This is a genomic window from Serratia sp. SM04 (assembly GCF_040280225.1).
In the GTDB taxonomy this organism is placed as follows: domain Bacteria; phylum Pseudomonadota; class Gammaproteobacteria; order Enterobacterales; family Enterobacteriaceae; genus Serratia; species Serratia sarumanii.
On the sequence record NZ_JBEOQT010000022.1, the window covers coordinates 618,597 to 637,557 of the forward strand.

Genomic DNA, 18,961 nt, shown 5'->3' on the forward strand with positions numbered 1-18,961 from the left:
GGCAGACGGGCGATTAACGGTTGGAAATGTACAGCGTCACTTCCAGCCCCAGACGCAGATCAACAAACTCAGGTTTAGTCCAGGTAGTCATAGCGGTGCTCCTTTGCATGCATCGTAATAAGTCGAACCCAATGAGAAACGTTCGCATTCGGCCGGCCCAATGTTGGCGAAATGTGACGGAGATCGCAACCTTTAAAGCGTAACCGGGTTATTCACCCCAGGCGGCGGTGAGCGCGTTCAGCCAGTTGCGCCAGGTCAGCTTCTCCAGCAACCGGTTATCGAACCCGGCCTGCGCCAGCGCTTGCGTCAGGCGCGGCAGGCCAGCGGCGTCCTCCAGCGGTTGCGGTACGTTGACCCCGTCAAAATCAGAGCCAAATCCCACGCGATCTTCACCAAGTTTAGCGATCAAATACTCAACGTGTTTAACAATTTCTGTTAAGCCGGTTGTTGCACTGTCACGTTTACCGTCCGCACGCAGGAAGGCGGTGCCGAAATTGACGCCGACCATCCCGCCGCTCTGGGCGATGGCGCCCAGCTGTGCGTCGGTCAGGTTGCGCGGCTGGGGGCAGAGGGCGTGGGCGTTGGAGTGGGTGGCGACCAGCGGCGCGTTGCTCAGCGCGGCGGTTTGCCAGAAGGTTTTCTCGTTCATGTGCGAGACGTCGATCATGATGCGGCGGCGGTTGCAGGCGCGGATCAGCGCCTCGCCGGCCGGCGTCAGGCCGGGGCCGGTATCGGGTGAGCCCGGGAACGGCCCGCTGACGCCGGTGCCGAAGGCGTTCGGCAGATTCCAGAATGGCCCGATGCTGCGCACGCCCAGCCGGTAGAAGGCCTCCAGCTGCGTCAGCTCCGCGTCGATCATGCCGGCACCTTCGATATGCAGCACCGCGGCAATTTGCCGGTTGAGGCGGCACTGTTCTATCTCGGTGGCGGTGCGGCAGATGCGCAGCCGCCCCTGAGAAGCCTGCTCCAACTGCTGCAGGATGGCGATCTGCCGTTCGGCGATCGCCAGCGGATCGAAGGCGGCCTGTGCCTCGTCCTGCGTTTGGTTGCGCATCTGGGCGATATAGCTGACCGGGGGAATAAATACCGCGAACAGTCCGCCGAAAAATCCGCCGCGCCGCATGCGGGAGAAATCGAGGTGGCCCGGCGTGACGCGGGAATAGAAGGCGGCGGCCGGATCGTCGTCGTGCTGCAGCCACAGGTTGAGCAGCAGGTCGTTATGGCCGTCGAATACCGGCCAGAGAGGGGGAAGCGTCATGAGCGTTTCACTGAGTCAGGCATCGTGAACGCTATGTTCTCCCATCGCGCGAGGGGGAACAACCCTCAGGGTATGGGGGCTTTGCCGTTGGCTGGATCACTCGACGTCAGTAATGCAAATCTAGTGACATTGTCACTATTCGCGAAACGGTTCCTGCACGCGCTGGCGACAGACCGACAGCACCAATTGCCGCAGCCAGCGGTGATCCGCCTCGGCGTCCAGGCGCGGGTGCCACATTTGCGACACGGTGATAGGCGGCGTTTTCACCGGCAGCTCAAAGACGCGCAGCGGGCCGTCGGCCGGTTGAGCGTGCAGGAAGGAGGCGGGCAACAGCGCCAGCAGGTTCGAGGCCTGCGCCACCGCCAGCGCGGCCGGAAAACTCGGCACCACGGCGGCAATCTGGCGCGTCAGCCCCAGCTCCGCCAGCGCGGCGTCTACCGGCCCGAGAATGCGCCCGCTGCGCGAGGCCACCACGTGGCCGCAGGCGGCGTAGTCGGCGGCGCCGATCTCCGGCTGCTGCGCAAGCGGGTGCGAGGTTCTCATCACGCCGACGAAGCGATCGCGGAACAGCGCCTGCAGGCGGATTTCCGGGCCCATGTCACCCAGCACGCCTATCTCCAGATCGACCAGCCCTTCACGCAGCGGGCGGTCGCTTTTCTCCGGCTTGGGCGCAAAGCGCAGCCGCACCCGCGGCGCCTGTTCGGCAGCGGCGGCGATCAGCGCCGGGCCGAAGGCTTCGACGAAGCCGTCGTTGGCACGCAGCGTGAAGGTACGATCCAGCTCGGCGGGATCTAATGCTCCCTGCGCCGGGCGCAGCAACACACGGGCTTCGAATGCCGTATTTCGCGTCCGCTCGCGCAGCGTTACGGCATAGGGCGTCAGCACCATATGACGGCCGGCGCGCACCAGCAGGGGATCGCCGGTGGCCGCGCGCAATCGGCTGAGGGTGCGGCTCATCGCCGAAGCGCTTAAACCGAGACGCCGTGCGGCGCCGACGACGCTGCCCGCCGTCAGCAGGGCATCGAGCGCGATCAACAGGTTGAAATCAGGGTCGGTCATGCGTGCATATCCTGTGGGCTGGCAAGAGAGAAGGCGTTTGATGCAGTATATCAGCGTAAACGCTGCGCCTCCTGCGATCTGATGAGCAATAAAAAAGCCGATAACGCAAGTTATCGGCTTGAGTGGCAGACTGCGCGACGTTACGCCGGCAGCTGCTGCGCGGTTTTCTCGACCAGCGCCAGCAACAGCTTGATGTCTTCCAGCGTCACGATCGGGTTCAGCAGCGTCATCTTCAGGCAGGTTACGCCATCGAACTCGGTCACGCCGACGTTGGCGCGGCCCGATTCCAGCAGGGCGTCGCCGATGCGCTGGTTGAACAAGGCGACGGCCGCGTCGCCGTTCGCCGCCAGCTGCGCCGGACGGTAGCGGAACAGCACGCTGGCCAGCTGCGGCTGCATCACCAGTTCCAGCGATTCCTGATCGGCGATGTAACGCGCTACCTGTTGCGCCAGCGTCACGCCATGATCGATGATCTCGGCGTATTGCTTCTGCCCCAGCGCCTCCAGCCCCATCCACAGCTTCAACGCATCGAAGCGGCGGGTGGTCTGCAGCGACTTGGACACCAGGTTCGGCACGCCTTGCGCTTCGTCGAACTCGGAGTTCAGGTAGGCCGCCTGATAGCGCATCAGCTCATAGTGACGCTCGTCTTTCAGCAGGAAGGCGCCGCAGCTGATGGTCTGGAAGAACTGCTTGTGGAAGTCCAGGGTAATGGAGTCCACCAGTTCCAGGCCGTCCAGGTAGTCGCGGTACTGCTCGGAAAGCAGCAGCGCGCCGCCCCAGGCCGCATCCACGTGTACCCAAATCTGCTGCTGCGCCGCCAGCCGCGCGATGTCGCGCAGCGGGTCAATGGCACCGGCGTCGGTGGTGCCGGCGGTGGCGACAATCGCCATCACCTGCTCGCCGTTGGCCTTGGCCTGCGCCAGTTTTTCCGCCAGATCGTTCACGTCCATGCGGGCGAAGCGGTCGGTTTTCACCAGGGTGACGGATTGATAGCCGAGGCCCATCAGCGCCATGTTCTTCTGCACCGAGAAGTGGGCATTTTCAGAACAGAACACCTTCAGCTTGCGCAGATCGCCCACCAGGCCGTCCTGCTGCACGGAGTGGCCCTGACGCGCGAAGAATGCATCGCGCGCCAGCATCAGCCCCATCAGGTTGCTCTGGGTGCCGCCGCTGGTGAACACCCCGGCGTCGCCGGGCTGGTAACCAACCTGGGCGCGCAGCCATTCGATCAGCTTCATTTCGATCAGCGTGGCCGACGGGCTCTGATCCCAGGAATCCATGCTCTGGTTGGTGGCGTTGATCAGCACTTCGGCGGCCTGGCTTATCACCAGGCTCGGGCAGTGCAGGTGCGCCACGCACTGCGGGTGGTGCACCGACAGGCTGTCTTTCAAAAAGTACTCGATGGCGCGATCGATCGCCGCCTGGTTGCCCAGGCCTTGCGGGGTGAAGTCGAGCTTGATGCGCTCGCGCAGTTCGGCCACGCTTTTGCCCTGATACATCTCGGGCTGTTGCAGCCACTGCACGACGGCTTCACTGCTCTGCGCGATCGCCTGGCGGTAAGCCTCGGCGCTGTGCGCCGAGGAAGCCAGAATCGGGTTTAACTTGGACATCGCGGTCATTCGCTCCAATCAGACTGGCTTGACGCCGGCGGCCAACAGCGCCTGCTCAAATTTATCGAGGAAAATACCCAGCTCATCGTTGGTGATCAGCAGGGAAGGCAACAGACGCAGCACGCAGCCATTGCGCCCGCCGCGCTCCAGGATCAAACCGGATTCGAAGCACTTTTTCTGCAGCAACGCGGACAGCTCGCCATCGGCCGGGTAGCAGCCCATGTGATCCTGCGCTTCGTTCGGCTTGACGACCTCGATGCCGATCATCAGGCCCAGGCCGCGGACGTGCCCGATCACCGGATACCGTTTCTGCAGCTCGGCCAGTTTGCCTTTCAGCCATTCGCCCTGCGCGGCCACTTTGTCGGCGACCTTGTGCTCTTTCAGGTATTGCAGGGTGGTCAGGCCGGTGGCCATCGCCAGCTGGTTGCCGCGGAAGGTGCCGGTGTGGTGACCCGGTTCCCAGGCGTCGAACTCTTTCTTGATGCCCAGCACCGCGAGCGGCAAGCCGCCGCCGACCGCTTTCGACATCACGATGATGTCCGGCTCGATGCCCGCGTGTTCGAAGGCGAACAGCTTGCCCGTACGGGCGAAACCGGCCTGAACTTCGTCGATGATCAGCAGAATGCCATGCTCCTGCGTCACTTTGCGGATGCGCTGCAGCCACTCGGCCGGCGCCGGGTTAACGCCGCCTTCGCCCTGAACGGCTTCCAGGATCACCGCCGCCGGTTTGCGCACGCCGCTTTCCACGTCGTTGATCAGGTTGTCGAAGTAGTAGGTCAGCGCCTTGACGCCGGCTTCGCCGCCGATGCCCAGCGGGCAGCGGTATTCATGCGGGTAAGGCATGAACTGCACTTCCGGCATCATGCCGTTGATCGCCGCCTTCGGCGACAGGTTGCCGGTGACCGACAGCGCGCCGTGGGTCATGCCGTGATAGCCGCCGGAGAAGCTGATCACGCCGGAACGGCCGGTGTGCTTTTTCGCCAGCTTCAGCGCGGCTTCCACCGCATCGGCGCCGGACGGGCCGCAGAACTGCAGGCAATATTCTTTGCCTTCGCCCGGCAACAGAGAGAGCAGGTAATCGGAGAAACGATCTTTTAACGGGGTCGTGAGATCGAGAGTATGTAACGGCAAGCCGCTGGTAATGACATTTTGGATGCTTTGCAGGACGTCGGGGTGATTATGTCCAAGAGCCAACGTTCCCGCCCCGGCCAGGCAATCAAGATATTGATTATTCTCAACATCAGTGATCCAAACGCCCTGGGCTTTCGCAATTGCCAACGGCAATTTGCGCGGATAACTCCTAACATTCGACTCAAATTCGGCTTGGCGCGCCAAATAGGTTTCATTGTTTCCGTTTAATGAGTTTGCAACTAAAGTATCAATACGGACTTTATCCGTCATCATATCTCTCCTACAACCGAAGGTCTCAAGACGCAACGATTGAATTAATGAATTAGAAAAATAACTGCCTTGTGAAAAGCGCGACCAATATATGGCTTTTTCGCCTGGGACTCAATAGCCGATTTTGTTTTGAATTGTTTAGTTTTTTCTTAGGCTCATCAATATGTTGTTGATTTGTTGACCGTTGGTTTTGCCGGCAAAAAACAACATTTCTTTAACATTGCGTAAAAATGCTTTTCTGCTTTCCTTTGGCTGCTTCTTTAATGCATTTATTATTAAGGTGAATTTCCGATTAATAACATAAATAGAAAATAGCGGCTTATTTTCATCTATTCACCACCTTAAGTCCTAAAGCGGTTATATACACAAAATTTGTGATGAATATAAGCAGCCGAGCGTTAAAAGCGCAGTATCCAGAGCGGTGATTTCTTGCAGATTTTACGTAGCGCGATCAAAAAAGCGGGATTTTTGTGCGGCCGCCGGCGTGTTTGCCGGCGCCGCGGTCATTAACGTTGCTGTAACCAGGCGTGGTAACGCTGCAGGATACGGCGGGTACGCCACTGATCGACGACCAGCGTGAACAGCGGTGAGTAGCGCACATTGCGCGGCCGATCGTCACTCAACGCGCGCATCCGGCGCTTGACCAACGCCATGCGGGCGAGCGACGCCATCACCTTGCTGCGCCAGGTGACCGGGGCAGGCAGCGCATGGGGGGCCGCGCCGGTTTGCCAGCGCCGCGGCAGATCGGGCACTTCCGCCATGGCGGTAGCGATGCCGACGACCGCGACGCCGCTGTCCAGCACCCGCTGCGCCACCGACGGGCGGGCGATGCCGCCGGTGGTCATCACCGGCATGCGCGCGACGGCGGCAAGATCGCGGGCGAAGGTCAGAAAATAGGCTTCGCGCGCCAGAGTGCGGCCGTCCGCCGTGTCGCCTTGCATCGCCGGGCTTTCGTAGCTGCCGCCGGACAGTTCGATCAGATCGACCGGCAACTCGTTCAACATCAGCACCACTTGGCGGGCATCGTCCGATGAAAAACCGCCGCGCTGGAAATCGGCGGAGTTCAGTTTGACCGCCACGCAAAATTCCGGCGAGACGCGCTCGCGCACCGCACGCACTACCTCCAGCAGCAACCGGGCGCGGTTCGCCAACTCGCCGCCCCAGCGATCGTTGCGCTGGTTGGTCAGCGGCGAGAGAAACTGGGAAATCAGATAGCCGTGCGCCGCGTGGATCTCCACGCCGGTAAAACCGGCCTGTTCGGCGGCGTGCGCGCTGGCGGCGAAGCGCGCGATCACCTCGGCGATCTGCGCTTCATCCATCGCCCGCGGCTGGGCGAACAGCTTGCTGTGCTTGCCCATCGCCAGCGGGATGGCGGAGGGCGCCCACGCGTTACCGCCCATGTTCGCCATCACCTGCCGGCCCGGGTGGTTAAGCTGCATCCACACCTGCGCGCCGCCCTGGCGCGCGGCCTTGGCCCAGGTTTCGAACGGGGCGAGCGGCGTGTCCTGTTCCAGCACCACGCCGCCGGGGCCGGTCATGGCGCGGCCGTCGATCATCACGTTGCCAGTGATGATCAAGCCGGCGCCGCCTTCGGCCCAGTAGCGGTATAAGCGCCATAGCGCCGGGCCGGGCAATTGGCCCGGGGCGGCCAGATTTTCTTCCATCGCCGCCTTGGCCAGACGGTTGGATAAACGGCTGCCGTTGGGCAGTGTCAGTGGGGTAAACATCGGTTTGCGCTCCTGTCGTACGGGGAATGGCGCTATACTAGGTTTAAAGTTAACTTTAAGGTCAATAGGGCATGAAGATCGGAGAATTGGCGCAGCGCGCCGGCATGGCCGCCTCGGCGATACGCTACTACGAGCAGTTGGGGTTGTTGCCGAAACCGGTGCGCGGCGTCAACGGCTATCGGGTGTACGGCGACAGCGCGCTGGAGCGTTTGCACCTGATCCAAATCGGCCAGAATCTGGGTTTTTCGCTGCAGGCGATCCAACGCGTGCTGGCGCTGCAGGGCAGCGCTTATGAGGATGGGTTGATACGCGGCGTCGATGAACGGCTGGCGGAGATCGAGCTGATGATGGCCACGCTGAATGAGCAACGAGAAACCTTGCTGACGACCCGGCTGACCTTATTGGCGTCCGGTGTCGCCGGGCTGTGCCAAACCAAGGGCGAAAAACAGGCCGACGCATCGCCGGCCCGGCCGGCAAAGCTGGCGAGAATGCGCAATCGGATTGATACTGAGTGAGTCTATGATGGACAAGGATATTTGTCGCTACCGACGGATAGGGCGAACGGACTCACGCCGGCTGGCTGCGCCGGAACCGTGGGTGACACAATGGGAGACAACATGCTCGAACCCTGCTTCCCCGAAAACGAAGCCGAACGCCTGTCGGTATTGAATTCGCTGAACGTGCTGGATTCAAACTCGGTGGAAAAACTGGATCGCATCACGCGGCTGGCGGCGAAATACTTCGGCGTGACCATTGCGCTGGTGTCGCTGATCGACCGGGATCGCCAATGGTTTTTATCGCGCTACGGTCTGGATGCCCGGGAAACGCCGCGCAATATCTCGTTTTGCGGCCATGCGATCTTGCAACGCGAAGCGCTGGTGGTGCCCGATACCGCCAACGACCCGCGCTTTTTCGATAATCCGCTGGTGATCGGCGGGCCGAGGATCGGTTTCTACGTCGGGCAGCCACTGCTGTCGCTCGACGGGCTGCCGCTCGGCACCCTGTGCATTATCGACAGCCACCCGCAGCCGTTTTCCCCGGAACAACTGGCCGATCTGCATGATTTCGCCGCCGTGGTGGAGGAGTATCTGCAAAGTATTGAGCGCCACGTCTATACCGAAAACCTGAAGTCCGACCTGCAGCGCACGGAGGCCCTGTTCGAACAGACCTTCGCCCAGGCGGCGGTAGGGATGGCGCTGGTTTCGCTGCAGGGGTATTGGCTGCGGGTGAACCCGCGCATCTGCGAAATGCTGCACTATTCCGAACGCGAACTGATGGATCGCACCTTCCAGGACATTACCTATCCGCTCGATCTCAATACCGACCTGGAAAAGCTGCAGCAGCTGTTGAAAAATGAAATCAGCACCTACTCGATGGAAAAACGCTATTTCCGCGCCGACGGCTCGATCGTTTGGGTGCAGCTGACGGTGGCGCTCAATCGCTTGCCGAACGGCAAACCGGACCATTTCATCTCGGTTATCGTCGATATCAGCGAGCGCAAGGCGGCCGAGGCCGATCTGTTCGCGTTGCAGCATGAGCTGGAGGAACGCGTCGAAACCCGCACGCGGGAGCTGAACGTGGTGGTCAAAAAACTCAACGAAGAGATTGAAACCCGCGTGCTCGCCGAATATCAGCTCAGTGCGGAGAAGGAGCGTCTGCGCGCCATTACCGACAACATGCCGGCCTTAATCAGCCAGATCGACGGCAATGAACGCTACCTGTTCGCCAACAGCGCCTACAAAACCTGGTTCGGTCTGGAGGAGTCCAGCCTCAGGGGGATGACGGTGCGCGATTTCATGGGGGAAAGCGTTTATCGGATAGCAAAGCCGATGATCGAACGGGCACTCGCGGGCGAAATGGTGAGTTTTGAGAATGAGCTGCAGACCCGGCAGGGGCTGCTGATGATCCACACCACGCTGGTGCCGTGCGAAGCGCAGGGCTTTTACATTCTCGCCATGGACATCACCGAACTGAAGCGGCTGCAGCAGCGGCTGGAATATGACGCGACCCACGACATGCTGACCGGATTGACCAACCGCCGCGCGTTTCTGTGCCGGTTGTCGGGCACGCTGCAGGCCTGTTGCCATCAGCGGCAGATGGCGCTGCTGTTTATCGATCTCGACGGCTTCAAAACCCTTAACGACAGCTATGGCCATGATTTCGGCGACGCGATCCTGAAAACCTTCGCCACGTTGCTCAGCGCCTGCGCCGGCGAGCGCCACAGCGTCTCGCGTCTGGCCGGTGACGAGTTCACGGTGATCCTGTGGCCGTTGACGGATCCGCGGCGCGAGGTCAGCGAGTTTTGCGAAAACGTGTTGGCGCAACTGGCCACAATTACGCAGATCGGGCCGCAGAAGGTACGGCTTTCCGCCAGCATCGGCGCGGCCATTTCCCCACGCGGCGATGTGACGGAGGAGATGCTGCTGACCCGCGCCGACGGCGCGATGTATCAGGCGAAATCGGCCGGAAAGGGCACTTACGCCATCTGCGAGCTGTGAGCGTGCAACCGCGGCGGTGTCAGGGTAAGCTGTTTTTTCTTTTCCTGTGAGCAGAACTCCGGACTGATTGCATGGCGTCAAATCATCAACATAAAGACTGGCTCGAATTGCGACGCGATGACGAAACCGGTATTGAGAGCGTCAACGCTCACTTTCAGGGGCATGCCTACGATCCTCACGATCATGATGAAATGCTGGTGGGCGTCACGCAGCAGGGCTTGCAGCGTTTCCATTGCCACCGCTCGCTGCATACCAGCCGGCCGGGGCGCGCCATGCTGATCGAGCCGGGCGCGGTGCACGATGGCCATGCGCCGCAGGCCGAGGGGTTTACCTATGCGATGCTTTATCTGCCGCAGCGCTGGGTCTCCGACGCGATGAGCCGCCGCGGATTGGGGGACGCTTCGGTGCTGGAAGGCGCCTTCCACAGCACGTTGACCGACGATCCGATGCTGGCGACCGCGATCCACCAGGCGTTTTTTGCGTTGCATCAGGGGGAAGGCCGGCTGGCGCGCGATCAAAGCCTGGATCAACTGCTGACGCTTTTGGCACGGCATATTCGCGTTCGGCCAACTTCCCAAAGCGATGACGCTTTAATTGAGATGAATCGCTTGCGGGACTACTTGCACGAACACATGGCGGATAACCCCAGCCTGGATGAACTTGCTCTTCAGTGCGGCCTGGATCGTTTCCGCTTGACTCGCCAGTTCACCCGGGCTTTCGGCCAGTCGCCGCACGCTTATTTGGTTCGGTTGAGGCTGCGGGCTGCACGCTTGCTGTTGGCGCAGGGGGAAGAACCGGCGCAGGTCGCCATGCAGGTGGGCTTTGCCGACCAGAGCCATTTGGGCCGCTGGTTCCAGCGCGCCTACCGATTATCTCCGGCGGCCTATCAACGCCAGTGCACAAACGTTCTATACCGTTGACTTGCCATCTCCGATGATGCGCGTTTAACAGCACAACGGAGTAGAGCGAAATATGTTTGATACCAAGATAGCGTTTATCGTGCGTGACGATCTGCCAACCTGGCAGCGGCTGAACGTAGTGGCCTTTCTGGCGACGGGTATCGCCGCCGCGGCCCCGGAAATCATCGGCGAGCGTTACGTGGATGCGCAGGGCAGACGCTACGGCGCCATTTCCGGGCAGCCGATGCTGATTTTCGCCGCGGATCTGCCGGGCCTGCAAAATGTGCATCGCAAAGGATTGGAGCGGGAATTAACGCTGATCCCCTATGTGCACGCCATGTTCGCGACCGGGCACGATGAAGCCAACCGCCAGGTTTTTCGCGCTGAAGACGCGGGCAATCTGGATTTGGTCGGCCTGGGGCTGCGCGGGCCGAAGAAAGCGGTGGATAAGGCGATAAAAGGCCTGGCGCTCCACGGCTAGGGCTGGAAAGTGCGCCGCCCGGCGGCGAAAGCAGGGGGCCAGTCCCATGCCGTCTGAATGGCGGTATGGGGGCTTTGGCGGCAACACTTGAAATGAGGTTCGGGCATCATTAAATGATAAGAACCGCGGTTTTTTGCGCCGTCGGCGAGGCTCTTATATATTTAGTAGCATGCCTGAGGCAGGTTAGGCATGAAACGGCGGTCGGTCGGGCCGCTGCAAGTACGACAGTTAATCCGTTCGCCAAGAGGCTGCGAGCCTGTGCTTTCGGTAGGGACAGCCGCCAATCGTTTTTACGGCGACCGAAGGCGGAGCAGCTACTCACAGGTCACGAGGACACTTACCATGCATAAGAGAACACTGGCGTCACTGCATTACGAAAACATGCCTTACGATGGGGTACACTTTCATATTTTGAAACGGGAAACGCCTGGCCATACGGCGTTGCTGAAGCTGGATGCGGGCAGCCGGCAACCGGCGCGTTTTCATCCGGGCTGGGTGAAACTGATGGTGCTGAGCGGTGAACTGAAGGTTGACGATCAGACGTTGCAACCCCATGAGATGTTAATCATTCCTGCCAATACCGCCTATACGGTACAGGCCATTACGGAAGTGATTTGTCTGGCGATTTCCGAGCTGGACGGCGCCGAGCTGGCCCGTTGATGAAATAACAACTCTGGATGGAGGAGAGCCTAGGCGCTCTCCCTATCCCTTCAGCATTAAGCCGCCCCCCCGGGCTGAGCTGCCTGCTGATTGATGCGTATACCTCCTGATTATGCCACCGCGCTTTCCCTATCCATCACTTTCGGCCACGTCGCCCCCGCAACGAGCCGCCATTGCGCAGCGCATGCGCAACGCCTGCGTTTTACGCAGAACGATGAAATTTTGGTGTAAATAGTGAGTTTCTTCGCATAAGGCCCCTGGTGTGGCTTGCGACAGCGTCACTATATGGAGGATCATGCGGCTCCTCTATCAAATAAAAGACATTCGCGTTATCAAAAGGGACAAAGGCCATGGGATTCGAAGTCGACAACGCCGAAACGAAACGCATCGACCTCAGCAGCCACGAAAACTCCTCGTTTGAGGTGACGGGGCTGGTGAAACACTATCCGGCGGGCTTTGTCATTCCTTACCACTCGCATAAACGCTGCCATTTGCTCTATTCGCAGCAGGGCGTTATGGCGGTCGAGGCGAGCAGCGGGCGCTGGATCGTGCCGCCCACCACCGCAGTTTGGTTGCGGCCGGGGGTAGAGCATCAGATCGTCATGCAGAGCAACATCTGCGTTTACGGGATTTTGGTCGATGAAATCACCGCCGCGCGTTTGCCGCTGCGCGACGGCGTCTTGCAAGTCTCACCGCTGTTGCGAGAACTGATCGCTCAGTTGGCGACGCTGGCGCCCGAAGGGGCGGAGACCCAACGCAATGCGCTGCTCAGAGCGTTGTTCCTTGAGGAGTTGAGCCTGCAGCCGCAGCTGGCGCTGCACCTGCCTTGGCCGGCAGAGGCGAGAATGGCCGAGATTTGCCGGCGGTTGGTCATCACGCCGGCCGACGATCGCGGCATTGAAGCCTGGGCCGATTCACTGTCGATCAGCGCAAAGACCTTTCAACGCCATTTCAGCCAACAAACCGGCATCACCTTCGGCCAGTGGAAACAGCGTCTGCGGCTGCTGTCGTCCATTCCGCTGCTGTTGGCCGGCCACTCGATCATCCACGCCGCCTTCGAAAGCGGTTACGAGAGCCACAGCGCCTATTCGGTGGCGTTCAAAAAACTGTTTGGCGTTTCGCCTTCGCGCTTTACGCTATAGCCTTATGGCATAGCGCGCTTCTCCTATAGATTGAAGCAACCTAATGACGTATAAAGCAAAGCAGTCAACCTCCGAGGCCGCTTCCCGTGATAAAAATTGTCGTGTATCTGATTCTCGCCGTGACGATCGCCATTATTGCGGCCAGAGTCATCTTTCGTTTGCCGAATATCTCCCAGCGTCTGCCGCAGGCGGCATTGCCGGCGGATCCTGCCGCCCAGCTGCCGGCGCGCGCCGCCGAACTGATGGCGGCGCATCCGGGCCTGAGCGGCGTGGTGCCGCTGGCCAGCGGGCACGATGCCTTCGCCAGCCGCCTGGCGCTGGCGCGGATGGCGGAAAGGTCGATCGACGCCCAGTACTACATATGGCATAACGACACCTCCGGGCAGATCCTGCTGAAAACCCTGTATGACGCGGCTCAACGCGGCGTGCGCGTGCGGCTGTTGCTGGACGATAACGGCGTCGCCATGGACGAGACCCTGGCGGCGCTGAACGCCCAGGAAAACGTCGAGATCCGCCTGTTTAACCCGTCAACCGTGCGCACGCCGAAGCTGGCCGGCTACGCCTTTGACTTTATGCGCATGAACCGGCGCATGCATAACAAGTCTTATATCGTCGACGGCGCCGTGGCGATCATCGGCGGCCGCAATATCGGCGACGAGTATTTCCAGGTCGGCGACGAAAACTATTTCCTCGATCTCGACGTGCTGAGCGTCGGCAACGTGGTGGCGGAGACCGCCGAGGTCTTCGATCGCTACTGGAACAGCGCGTCGGTGTTTGGCGTTGAGCAGATTATCCGGGGCACAGGCGACCTTTCCGCCTTCCTGGCGCAGGCCACCGCGACCGAAAGCAGCGAACGGGCCCGCAAACTGGCGGTGCAGCTGGAAACCAGCGCGGTGCGCTTTCGCGATGGCGTCGTCCAGCCGGAATTCACCCAGGTAGAGCTGGTGGCCGACGATCCGGCGAAAGGGCTGGGCAAGGCTTCGCGCGATCGTTTGATGGTGACGCAGCTGAGCAAGATTATCGGCGGCGTCGGCCGGCAACTGGATCTGGTCTCCGCCTATTTCGTGCCGGGCCGGGAAGGGGCGAGTTTTTTTGAATCGCTCGCCAAACAGGGAAAATCCATTCGCGTGCTGACCAACGCGATGAACACCACCGACGTGCTGGTGGTGCATGCCGGCTACGCCAAATACCGGCGTGAACTGCTGCAGGCGGGCGTCGAGCTGTTTGAGCTGAAGCTGCGCGCCGGCCAGCCGACGGGGCGGCAGGAACTCAAACCGCTGGGACTGTCCGGCGCGGCGCTGCACGCGAAAACCTTCGCCATCGACGATAAACGGGTATTTATCGGCTCGTTCAATTTCGATCCGCGATCGGCGCACCTGAACTGCGAAATGGGCTTCTTGATCGACAGCCCGACGCTGGCGGCCGACACCCGCCAGCTGTTTGATGGCCCGCTCGAATACGCCGCCTACCGCCCGGCGCTGACGCCCGCGGGCAAAATGGTCTGGAACGAAGCCTTCGAAGACGGCCACACCGAGATCCATCAGCAAGAGCCCGGCGCCGGCTGGGTAAAACGCATCATTCTCATCGTGGCCGGCTGGCTGCCGATCGAATGGATGCTGTAACGGCGCGGCGGGAGGGAAAAGCGCCCCTGTCTCAGGCACGTTTCTTGCTTTATCCAGGAGTCTCCTCTTATCAGCAGGTTACTCCATGGCCCTTTCTGCTCTGAGCTTTGTACAGGCGTCGAAAAAAAGCGAAATCGCGGGTTTGCAGCAGCTGTTGCAGCTGGGTGAACTGGTTGGTGCGGTCAGCCTGATGATCCACGCACTGCAACGGGAACGAGGCACCTCGAACATCTTCTTATGTTCTCATGGGAACACCTGGGGAAAGCAACTGAGTGAGCGGGCACTGGAGGTCCGGAAGGCAGAGGAGGTCGTCAGTCAGTGGCTTGCGTCTCAGGATCTTACCGGCCCCAACCTGGCGAATGCACCGCGATTACTCAGCCGCATTGCCTCGGTGTTGCATAGCCTCAGTACGTTACCGCAACTGCGTCAGCAGGTTCTTGGACTGTCTATCAGTCAGCCTGATGCCATGAATGCCTACAACGAGGTGATTCGCTCGCATTTGTCACTGGTCTTCGAAACGGCGGATATCTCCGGCGATCCGTCAATTTCACGGGCATTGCTGGCGATGTTCAGTTTTATGCAGGGAAAAGAGCTGGCCGCACAGGAGCGGGCCACGGCCGCCGCCGGTTTTGCGGCAGGGCATTTTGATGTCATCGCGCAACAGCAATTCACAGGCTTAATCGAGAGCCAGGAGCGCTGCTTTCAGACCTTCATGGAATTCGCGGCTCCCCGCTGTCTGGCAATGTGGCGGCAGCAGATGAACCAGGACAGCAGTGAATTTGAACGTTTCAGGCGAATTGCCTGCACGCGCGTCAGGCCTGGCGGTGAGACGACGGATACCGCATTACGCTGGTTTGACGTTGCGACGGCGCGAATCGATGGAATGAAAGTGGTGGAGGATGAGCTGCAAGCTGCGCTGATGGCCTCCTGCCGCCAGCGTATCCGTGAAGCACAGGCCGCCCTTGCGCTTCAGCAGCAGAATATTGACCAAATCCCACAGTCTGAAAGCCATTACGCCGCGCTACTCTCGCCGCAGCTTAGTCGTTCGGTTCTTGAGCTTGTTGAACAGCAGTCCCGCCAGCTGCAGGCGCTCGATGCCGAACTTTCTCAACTTCGCGTCACGCTGACCGAGCGTAAGCTGGTTGAGCGGGCAAAGGGCCTGCTGATGCAGCATCAGGGCTTAACGGAACCCCAGGCGCATAAGGCACTGCTTGAGATGGCAATGAATCAGAATAAGAAACTTTCGGAAATTGCTGACGCGATGCTTGCCGTGTCTGCGCTGTTAGGCAAAAACGGGCACAAACCGGGCCAATAACTGCACCTTCTGTGTGCAATTACGCTGTGCAGGATGTGCAGTTCCGGTGCACCAGAAAGGGCGTCAAAGCGACAGAATAAGGCTAACCCTCTGATTTTTTTTGATACCGCAGGTTGGCACACAAGCTGCATTCTTTTTAATAGCAACAGCACTAAACCAATGGCGGTTTAGTCAGCATTACGGATAAAGGCGTCCGTTAGCGTTCAGGGAACTGAGCGCTAACTGGACGCTTTTTTTTTTCCATTTTTCAACCTAACGGAAAGCCCTGATGACACAAGACGACAAAAAGACTCCGGGACAACTCTCCCGCCGCTGCTTTCTTGCGGGGAGTGCGGTGCTCGGCGGCAGCATGTTGATGTCAGGATTCATGAACCGGGTCTGGGCTGCCGGTTCCGACACGCCAGAGAAGAAAGAGATTCGCGTCGGGTTCATTCCCCTGACCGACTGCTCCTCAGTGGTGATGGCGGCGGTAAAGAAATTTGATGAGAAGTACGGCATTAAAATCATCCCGAGCAAGGAGTCGAGCTGGGCGTCAGTACGCGACAAACTGGTGTCTGGCGAGCTGGATGCAGCGCATGTTCTGTATGGGATGCTCTATGGCCTGCAGCTTGGCGTGTCCGGCCCGCAGCATGAGATGGCGATGCTGATGTCCCTCAACCAGAACGGGCAGGCCATTACGCTCTCTGAGCAGTTAAAGCAGGCGGGCGTGACGGATGCTGCATCGCTACAAAAAGTGGTCCAGGCCAGCGCGAAGGGGACCTATACCTTTGCGCAGACGTTCCCGACCGGCACGCACGCGATGTGGCTTTACTACTGGCTGGCAAACGCCGGTATCCATCCCTTTAACGACGTGCGCAATGTCGTGGTGCCTCCGCCGCAAATGGTCATGAACATGAAAATCGGCAATATGAGCGGTTTTTGCGTGGGGGAACCCTGGAACCAGCGCGCGATTCAGGACGGCATTGGTTTCACTGCTGTCACCTCACAGGAAATCTGGCCGGATCATCCGGAAAAAGTGCTCGGCACAACCTCTGCCTGGGTGACTGAAAACCCGAATGCGGCTCGCGCGCTGACCGCCGCGGTGCTGGATGCCTCCCGCTGGATAGATACCTCTGATGCCAATCGTAGTGAAACCGCTCAGGTCGTTGCGGCGCGGGCGTACATCAACACGCCACTCAAGACGATTCAGGGGCGGATGCTCGGCGACTACGAAAATGGGCTGGGGAAAACGTGGAAAGATGCCCACCGCATGCGCTTCTTCAACGATGGCGCGGTCAATTATCCGTATCTCTCCGATGGCATGTGGTTCCTGACTCAGCAGAAGCGCTGGGGATTGCTGGAAAGCGATCCTGACTACCTCGGTATCGCCCAAAAAATTAACCGCATTGACGTCTACAAACAAGCTGCCGCCGCGGTTGGCGGGATCAATTTGCCATCCAGCGACATGCGAAGCAGCACGTTGATTGACGGCAGAGTCTGGGACGGCAGCAACCCTGCTGACTACGCCAACAGTTTTGCAATGAAACGCTAAGTGAGGCCACTGATGTCCGGAAATTTGAAAACCAATGTCGTCACGTTGACGGAGCCTGCCGCGGTCAGCGTTGAATCGCCCGCCAGCGCAGAAGTGATCACGATCGAGAGAGCCGCCCCGGTAGCCAGAACGGATACCTTTATTGTCCGGCTTCGCGCGAGCGTTCGCCGCTTCATGCAGAAAATGATCCCCGCCATTCTCGGGGCCTTCGTGCTGCTGCTCCTGTGGCAAATCGCCGCCAGTAGCAGTAAAGGCTTCCCGACGCCCGCTCAGACCTGGGAGGCGGCGAAGGTGATTTTTGCCGATCCGTTCTATATCAACGGGCCAAACGACATGGGCATTGGCTGGAATGTCCTGGCCTCGCTACAGCGAGTTGCGATTGGTTTCGGGCTTGCCGCGCTGGTCGGCATCCCGGCCGGGTTCCTGATTGGCCGCTTCAGCTTCATCGCCAGCATGTTCAACGCCATTATCTCGCTGCTGCGCCCGGTCAGCCCGCTGGCGTGGTTGCCGATTGGATTGCTGTTGTTCCAGCGCGCGGAGCCCGCCTCGTCCTGGACCATTTTCATCTGTTCTATCTGGCCGATGATCCTCAATACCGCAGAAGGGGTGATGCGCATTCCGCAGGACTATCTCAACGTTGCGCGGGTGCTGAAACTCAGCGAATTCACCGTAATGCGCAAGATCCTGTTTCCTGCCGTGCTGCCGTACATTCTGACCGGGGTGCGGTTGTCCATCGGTATCGCCTGGCTGGTGATTGTTGCGGCTGAAATGCTGACCGGCGGCGTGGGCATCGGTTTTTGGATCTGGAACGAATGGAACAACCTCAACGTGGAAAACATTATCGTCGCCATTCTGCTGATTGGTGCCGTGGGGATGTTACTGGAGCAGGGGCTGATGGCCGTTGCCCGTCGCTTAAGTTACGACAATCACTAGGAGCCCGCGATGAAAAAAGAAAAATCGATTATCAGCGTCCAGAGCGTCACTCAACGTTTTCCTTCAGCGAAAACCACTTTTCTGGCGCTCGATAACGTCAGCTTTGATATCGCAGAAGGCGAAACGGTCAGCCTGATTGGCCACTCAGGTTGCGGAAAGTCGACCCTGCTGAATTTGATTGCCGGGCTGAGTCGCCCGACGGAAGGCGTGCTGCTGTGCGACAACAAAGAGATTACCGGGCCGGGACCAGAGCGCGGGGTCGTCTTCCAGAACCATTCGCTGCTGCCATGGTTAACCGCTTTTGAGAATGTCGAACTGGCGGTGCGGCAGGTCTTTAAAGACCAGATGAACAAAAGCGAAATGCACGACTGGATTTTGCACAATCTCGAACTGGTGCACATGGAGCATGCGGCCGATAAGCGCCCGGGCGCCATTTCAGGCGGCATGAAGCAGCGTGTCGGTATCGCCCGTGCCTTGGCGATGAAACCGAAAGTTTTGCTGATGGATGAACCTTTCGGGGCGCTGGATGCGCTGACGCGGGCGCATCTTCAGGACGCCGTTATGGACATTCAGGCGCGTCTGAAAACCACCATTTTGCTGATCACCCACGACGTTGATGAAGCGGTGCTGCTGTCTGACCGCGTGATGATGATGACTAATGGTCCGGCGGCGAAAGTCGGTGAAGTGTTACAGGTTGAGCTGTCACGCCCCCGCAGTCGACTGGCTTTGTCGAACGATCCTCTGTTCCACCAGTATCGCCAGCAGGTGCTGCATTTTCTCTATGCAAAACACCGGGCAGTGGCCTGATTCCATGAGGGGAGTTGT

The 18,961-nt window shown here is 59.7% G+C and carries 17 protein-coding genes; 11 read left to right on the forward strand and 6 right to left on the reverse strand.

Going from position 1 to position 18,961, the window contains the following annotated elements; genetic code table 11:
• Nucleotides 1–13: 13 nt before the first annotated feature.
• From pqqA to ABTW55_RS23695, 6 genes are all read right to left on the reverse strand, one after another.
• A complete protein-coding gene (gene pqqA / locus ABTW55_RS23670) occupies nt 14–91 on the reverse strand; it encodes a pyrroloquinoline quinone precursor peptide PqqA (protein WP_004937827.1) in 78 nt (25 codons plus the stop codon).
• 117 nt (nt 92–208) lie between these two features.
• Nucleotides 209–1,258 carry a dipeptidase gene (locus ABTW55_RS23675; protein ID WP_033653175.1) on the reverse strand — a complete coding sequence of 350 codons (1,050 nt, stop codon included), beginning with the start codon at nt 1,256–1,258 and terminating at the stop codon, nt 209–211.
• A gap of 135 nt (nt 1,259–1,393) precedes the next feature.
• Entirely contained in the window at nt 1,394–2,317 is a 924-nt protein-coding gene (locus tag ABTW55_RS23680; protein WP_060421042.1) for a LysR family transcriptional regulator, read from the reverse strand.
• A 140-nt stretch (nt 2,318–2,457) separates the two neighbouring features.
• Complete coding sequence (locus ABTW55_RS23685) at nt 2,458–3,927, reverse strand: aspartate aminotransferase family protein (RefSeq protein ID WP_033638493.1); 1,470 nt, start codon at nt 3,925–3,927, stop codon at nt 2,458–2,460.
• 18 nt (nt 3,928–3,945) lie between these two features.
• Nucleotides 3,946–5,328 (reverse strand): diaminobutyrate--2-oxoglutarate transaminase, encoded by a 1,383-nt coding sequence (locus ABTW55_RS23690; protein WP_072265007.1) that lies wholly within the window; start codon nt 5,326–5,328, stop codon nt 3,946–3,948.
• 506 nt (nt 5,329–5,834) lie between these two features.
• Entirely contained in the window at nt 5,835–7,055 is a 1,221-nt protein-coding gene (locus ABTW55_RS23695) for an NADH:flavin oxidoreductase/NADH oxidase family protein (protein WP_047567488.1), read from the reverse strand.
• Nucleotides 7,056–7,126: 71 nt separating this feature from the next.
• On the opposite strand from ABTW55_RS23695, the gene ABTW55_RS23700 reads away from it, so the two are divergent.
• The 11 genes from ABTW55_RS23700 (at nt 7,127) to ABTW55_RS23750 (ending at nt 18,943) form a co-directional block, all read left to right on the forward strand.
• Nucleotides 7,127–7,570: a MerR family transcriptional regulator gene (locus ABTW55_RS23700; protein ID WP_060421049.1), complete on the forward strand. Its 444-nt coding sequence runs from the start codon at nt 7,127–7,129 to the stop codon at nt 7,568–7,570.
• A 102-nt stretch (nt 7,571–7,672) separates the two neighbouring features.
• Entirely contained in the window at nt 7,673–9,553 is a 1,881-nt protein-coding gene (locus ABTW55_RS23705) for a diguanylate cyclase domain-containing protein (protein WP_049196972.1), read from the forward strand.
• 71 nt (nt 9,554–9,624) lie between these two features.
• Nucleotides 9,625–10,473 (forward strand): AraC family transcriptional regulator, encoded by an 849-nt coding sequence (locus tag ABTW55_RS23710; RefSeq protein ID WP_033648316.1) that lies wholly within the window; start codon nt 9,625–9,627, stop codon nt 10,471–10,473.
• A 52-nt stretch (nt 10,474–10,525) separates the two neighbouring features.
• On the forward strand, nt 10,526–10,933 hold the full coding sequence (locus tag ABTW55_RS23715) for a DUF2000 domain-containing protein (RefSeq protein ID WP_060421053.1): 408 nt from the start codon (nt 10,526–10,528) through the stop codon (nt 10,931–10,933).
• 342 nt (nt 10,934–11,275) lie between these two features.
• Entirely contained in the window at nt 11,276–11,593 is a 318-nt protein-coding gene (locus ABTW55_RS23720; protein WP_015377878.1) for a cupin domain-containing protein, read from the forward strand.
• Nucleotides 11,594–11,943: 350 nt separating this feature from the next.
• Nucleotides 11,944–12,735: a helix-turn-helix domain-containing protein gene (locus ABTW55_RS23725; protein ID WP_060421055.1), complete on the forward strand. Its 792-nt coding sequence runs from the start codon at nt 11,944–11,946 to the stop codon at nt 12,733–12,735.
• 86 nt (nt 12,736–12,821) lie between these two features.
• Nucleotides 12,822–14,357 carry a phospholipase D family protein gene (locus ABTW55_RS23730; RefSeq protein WP_060421058.1) on the forward strand — a complete coding sequence of 512 codons (1,536 nt, stop codon included), beginning with the start codon at nt 12,822–12,824 and terminating at the stop codon, nt 14,355–14,357.
• A gap of 85 nt (nt 14,358–14,442) precedes the next feature.
• On the forward strand, nt 14,443–15,672 hold the full coding sequence (locus ABTW55_RS23735; protein ID WP_060421061.1) for a nitrate regulatory protein: 1,230 nt from the start codon (nt 14,443–14,445) through the stop codon (nt 15,670–15,672).
• Nucleotides 15,673–15,940: 268 nt separating this feature from the next.
• Nucleotides 15,941–17,203 (forward strand): CmpA/NrtA family ABC transporter substrate-binding protein, encoded by a 1,263-nt coding sequence (locus ABTW55_RS23740; protein ID WP_060421065.1) that lies wholly within the window; start codon nt 15,941–15,943, stop codon nt 17,201–17,203.
• Nucleotides 17,204–17,215: 12 nt separating this feature from the next.
• Nucleotides 17,216–18,136, forward strand: coding sequence for a nitrate ABC transporter permease (ntrB, locus tag ABTW55_RS23745; RefSeq protein ID WP_060421068.1), 921 nt, complete (start codon nt 17,216–17,218; stop codon nt 18,134–18,136).
• Nucleotides 18,137–18,145: 9 nt separating this feature from the next.
• Nucleotides 18,146–18,943: an ABC transporter ATP-binding protein gene (locus ABTW55_RS23750; protein ID WP_033653153.1), complete on the forward strand. Its 798-nt coding sequence runs from the start codon at nt 18,146–18,148 to the stop codon at nt 18,941–18,943.
• The last annotated feature ends 18 nt before the right edge of the window (nt 18,944–18,961 follow it).

Bases quoted from the DNA above. Each gene is read 5' to 3' on its own strand.
- ABTW55_RS23735 (WP_060421061.1), top strand. From the start codon at position 14,443: ATGGCCCTTTCTGCTCTGAGCTTTGTACAGGCGTCGAAAAAAAGCGAA.
- pqqA (WP_004937827.1), bottom strand. From the start codon at position 91: ATGACTACCTGGACTAAACCTGAGTTTGTTGATCTGCGTCTGGGGCTG.
- ABTW55_RS23700 (WP_060421049.1), top strand. From the start codon at position 7,127: ATGAAGATCGGAGAATTGGCGCAGCGCGCCGGCATGGCCGCCTCGGCG.
- ABTW55_RS23725 (WP_060421055.1), top strand. From the start codon at position 11,944: ATGGGATTCGAAGTCGACAACGCCGAAACGAAACGCATCGACCTCAGC.
- ABTW55_RS23750 (WP_033653153.1), top strand. From the start codon at position 18,146: ATGAAAAAAGAAAAATCGATTATCAGCGTCCAGAGCGTCACTCAACGT.
- ABTW55_RS23690 (WP_072265007.1), bottom strand. From the start codon at position 5,328: ATGACGGATAAAGTCCGTATTGATACTTTAGTTGCAAACTCATTAAAC.
- ABTW55_RS23680 (WP_060421042.1), bottom strand. From the start codon at position 2,317: ATGACCGACCCTGATTTCAACCTGTTGATCGCGCTCGATGCCCTGCTG.
- ntrB (WP_060421068.1), top strand. From the start codon at position 17,216: ATGTCCGGAAATTTGAAAACCAATGTCGTCACGTTGACGGAGCCTGCC.
- ABTW55_RS23715 (WP_060421053.1), top strand. From the start codon at position 10,526: ATGTTTGATACCAAGATAGCGTTTATCGTGCGTGACGATCTGCCAACC.
- ABTW55_RS23695 (WP_047567488.1), bottom strand. From the start codon at position 7,055: ATGTTTACCCCACTGACACTGCCCAACGGCAGCCGTTTATCCAACCGT.
- ABTW55_RS23675 (WP_033653175.1), bottom strand. From the start codon at position 1,258: ATGACGCTTCCCCCTCTCTGGCCGGTATTCGACGGCCATAACGACCTG.
- ABTW55_RS23740 (WP_060421065.1), top strand. From the start codon at position 15,941: ATGACACAAGACGACAAAAAGACTCCGGGACAACTCTCCCGCCGCTGC.
- ABTW55_RS23720 (WP_015377878.1), top strand. From the start codon at position 11,276: ATGCATAAGAGAACACTGGCGTCACTGCATTACGAAAACATGCCTTAC.
- ABTW55_RS23710 (WP_033648316.1), top strand. From the start codon at position 9,625: ATGGCGTCAAATCATCAACATAAAGACTGGCTCGAATTGCGACGCGAT.
- ABTW55_RS23685 (WP_033638493.1), bottom strand. From the start codon at position 3,927: ATGTCCAAGTTAAACCCGATTCTGGCTTCCTCGGCGCACAGCGCCGAG.
- ABTW55_RS23705 (WP_049196972.1), top strand. From the start codon at position 7,673: ATGCTCGAACCCTGCTTCCCCGAAAACGAAGCCGAACGCCTGTCGGTA.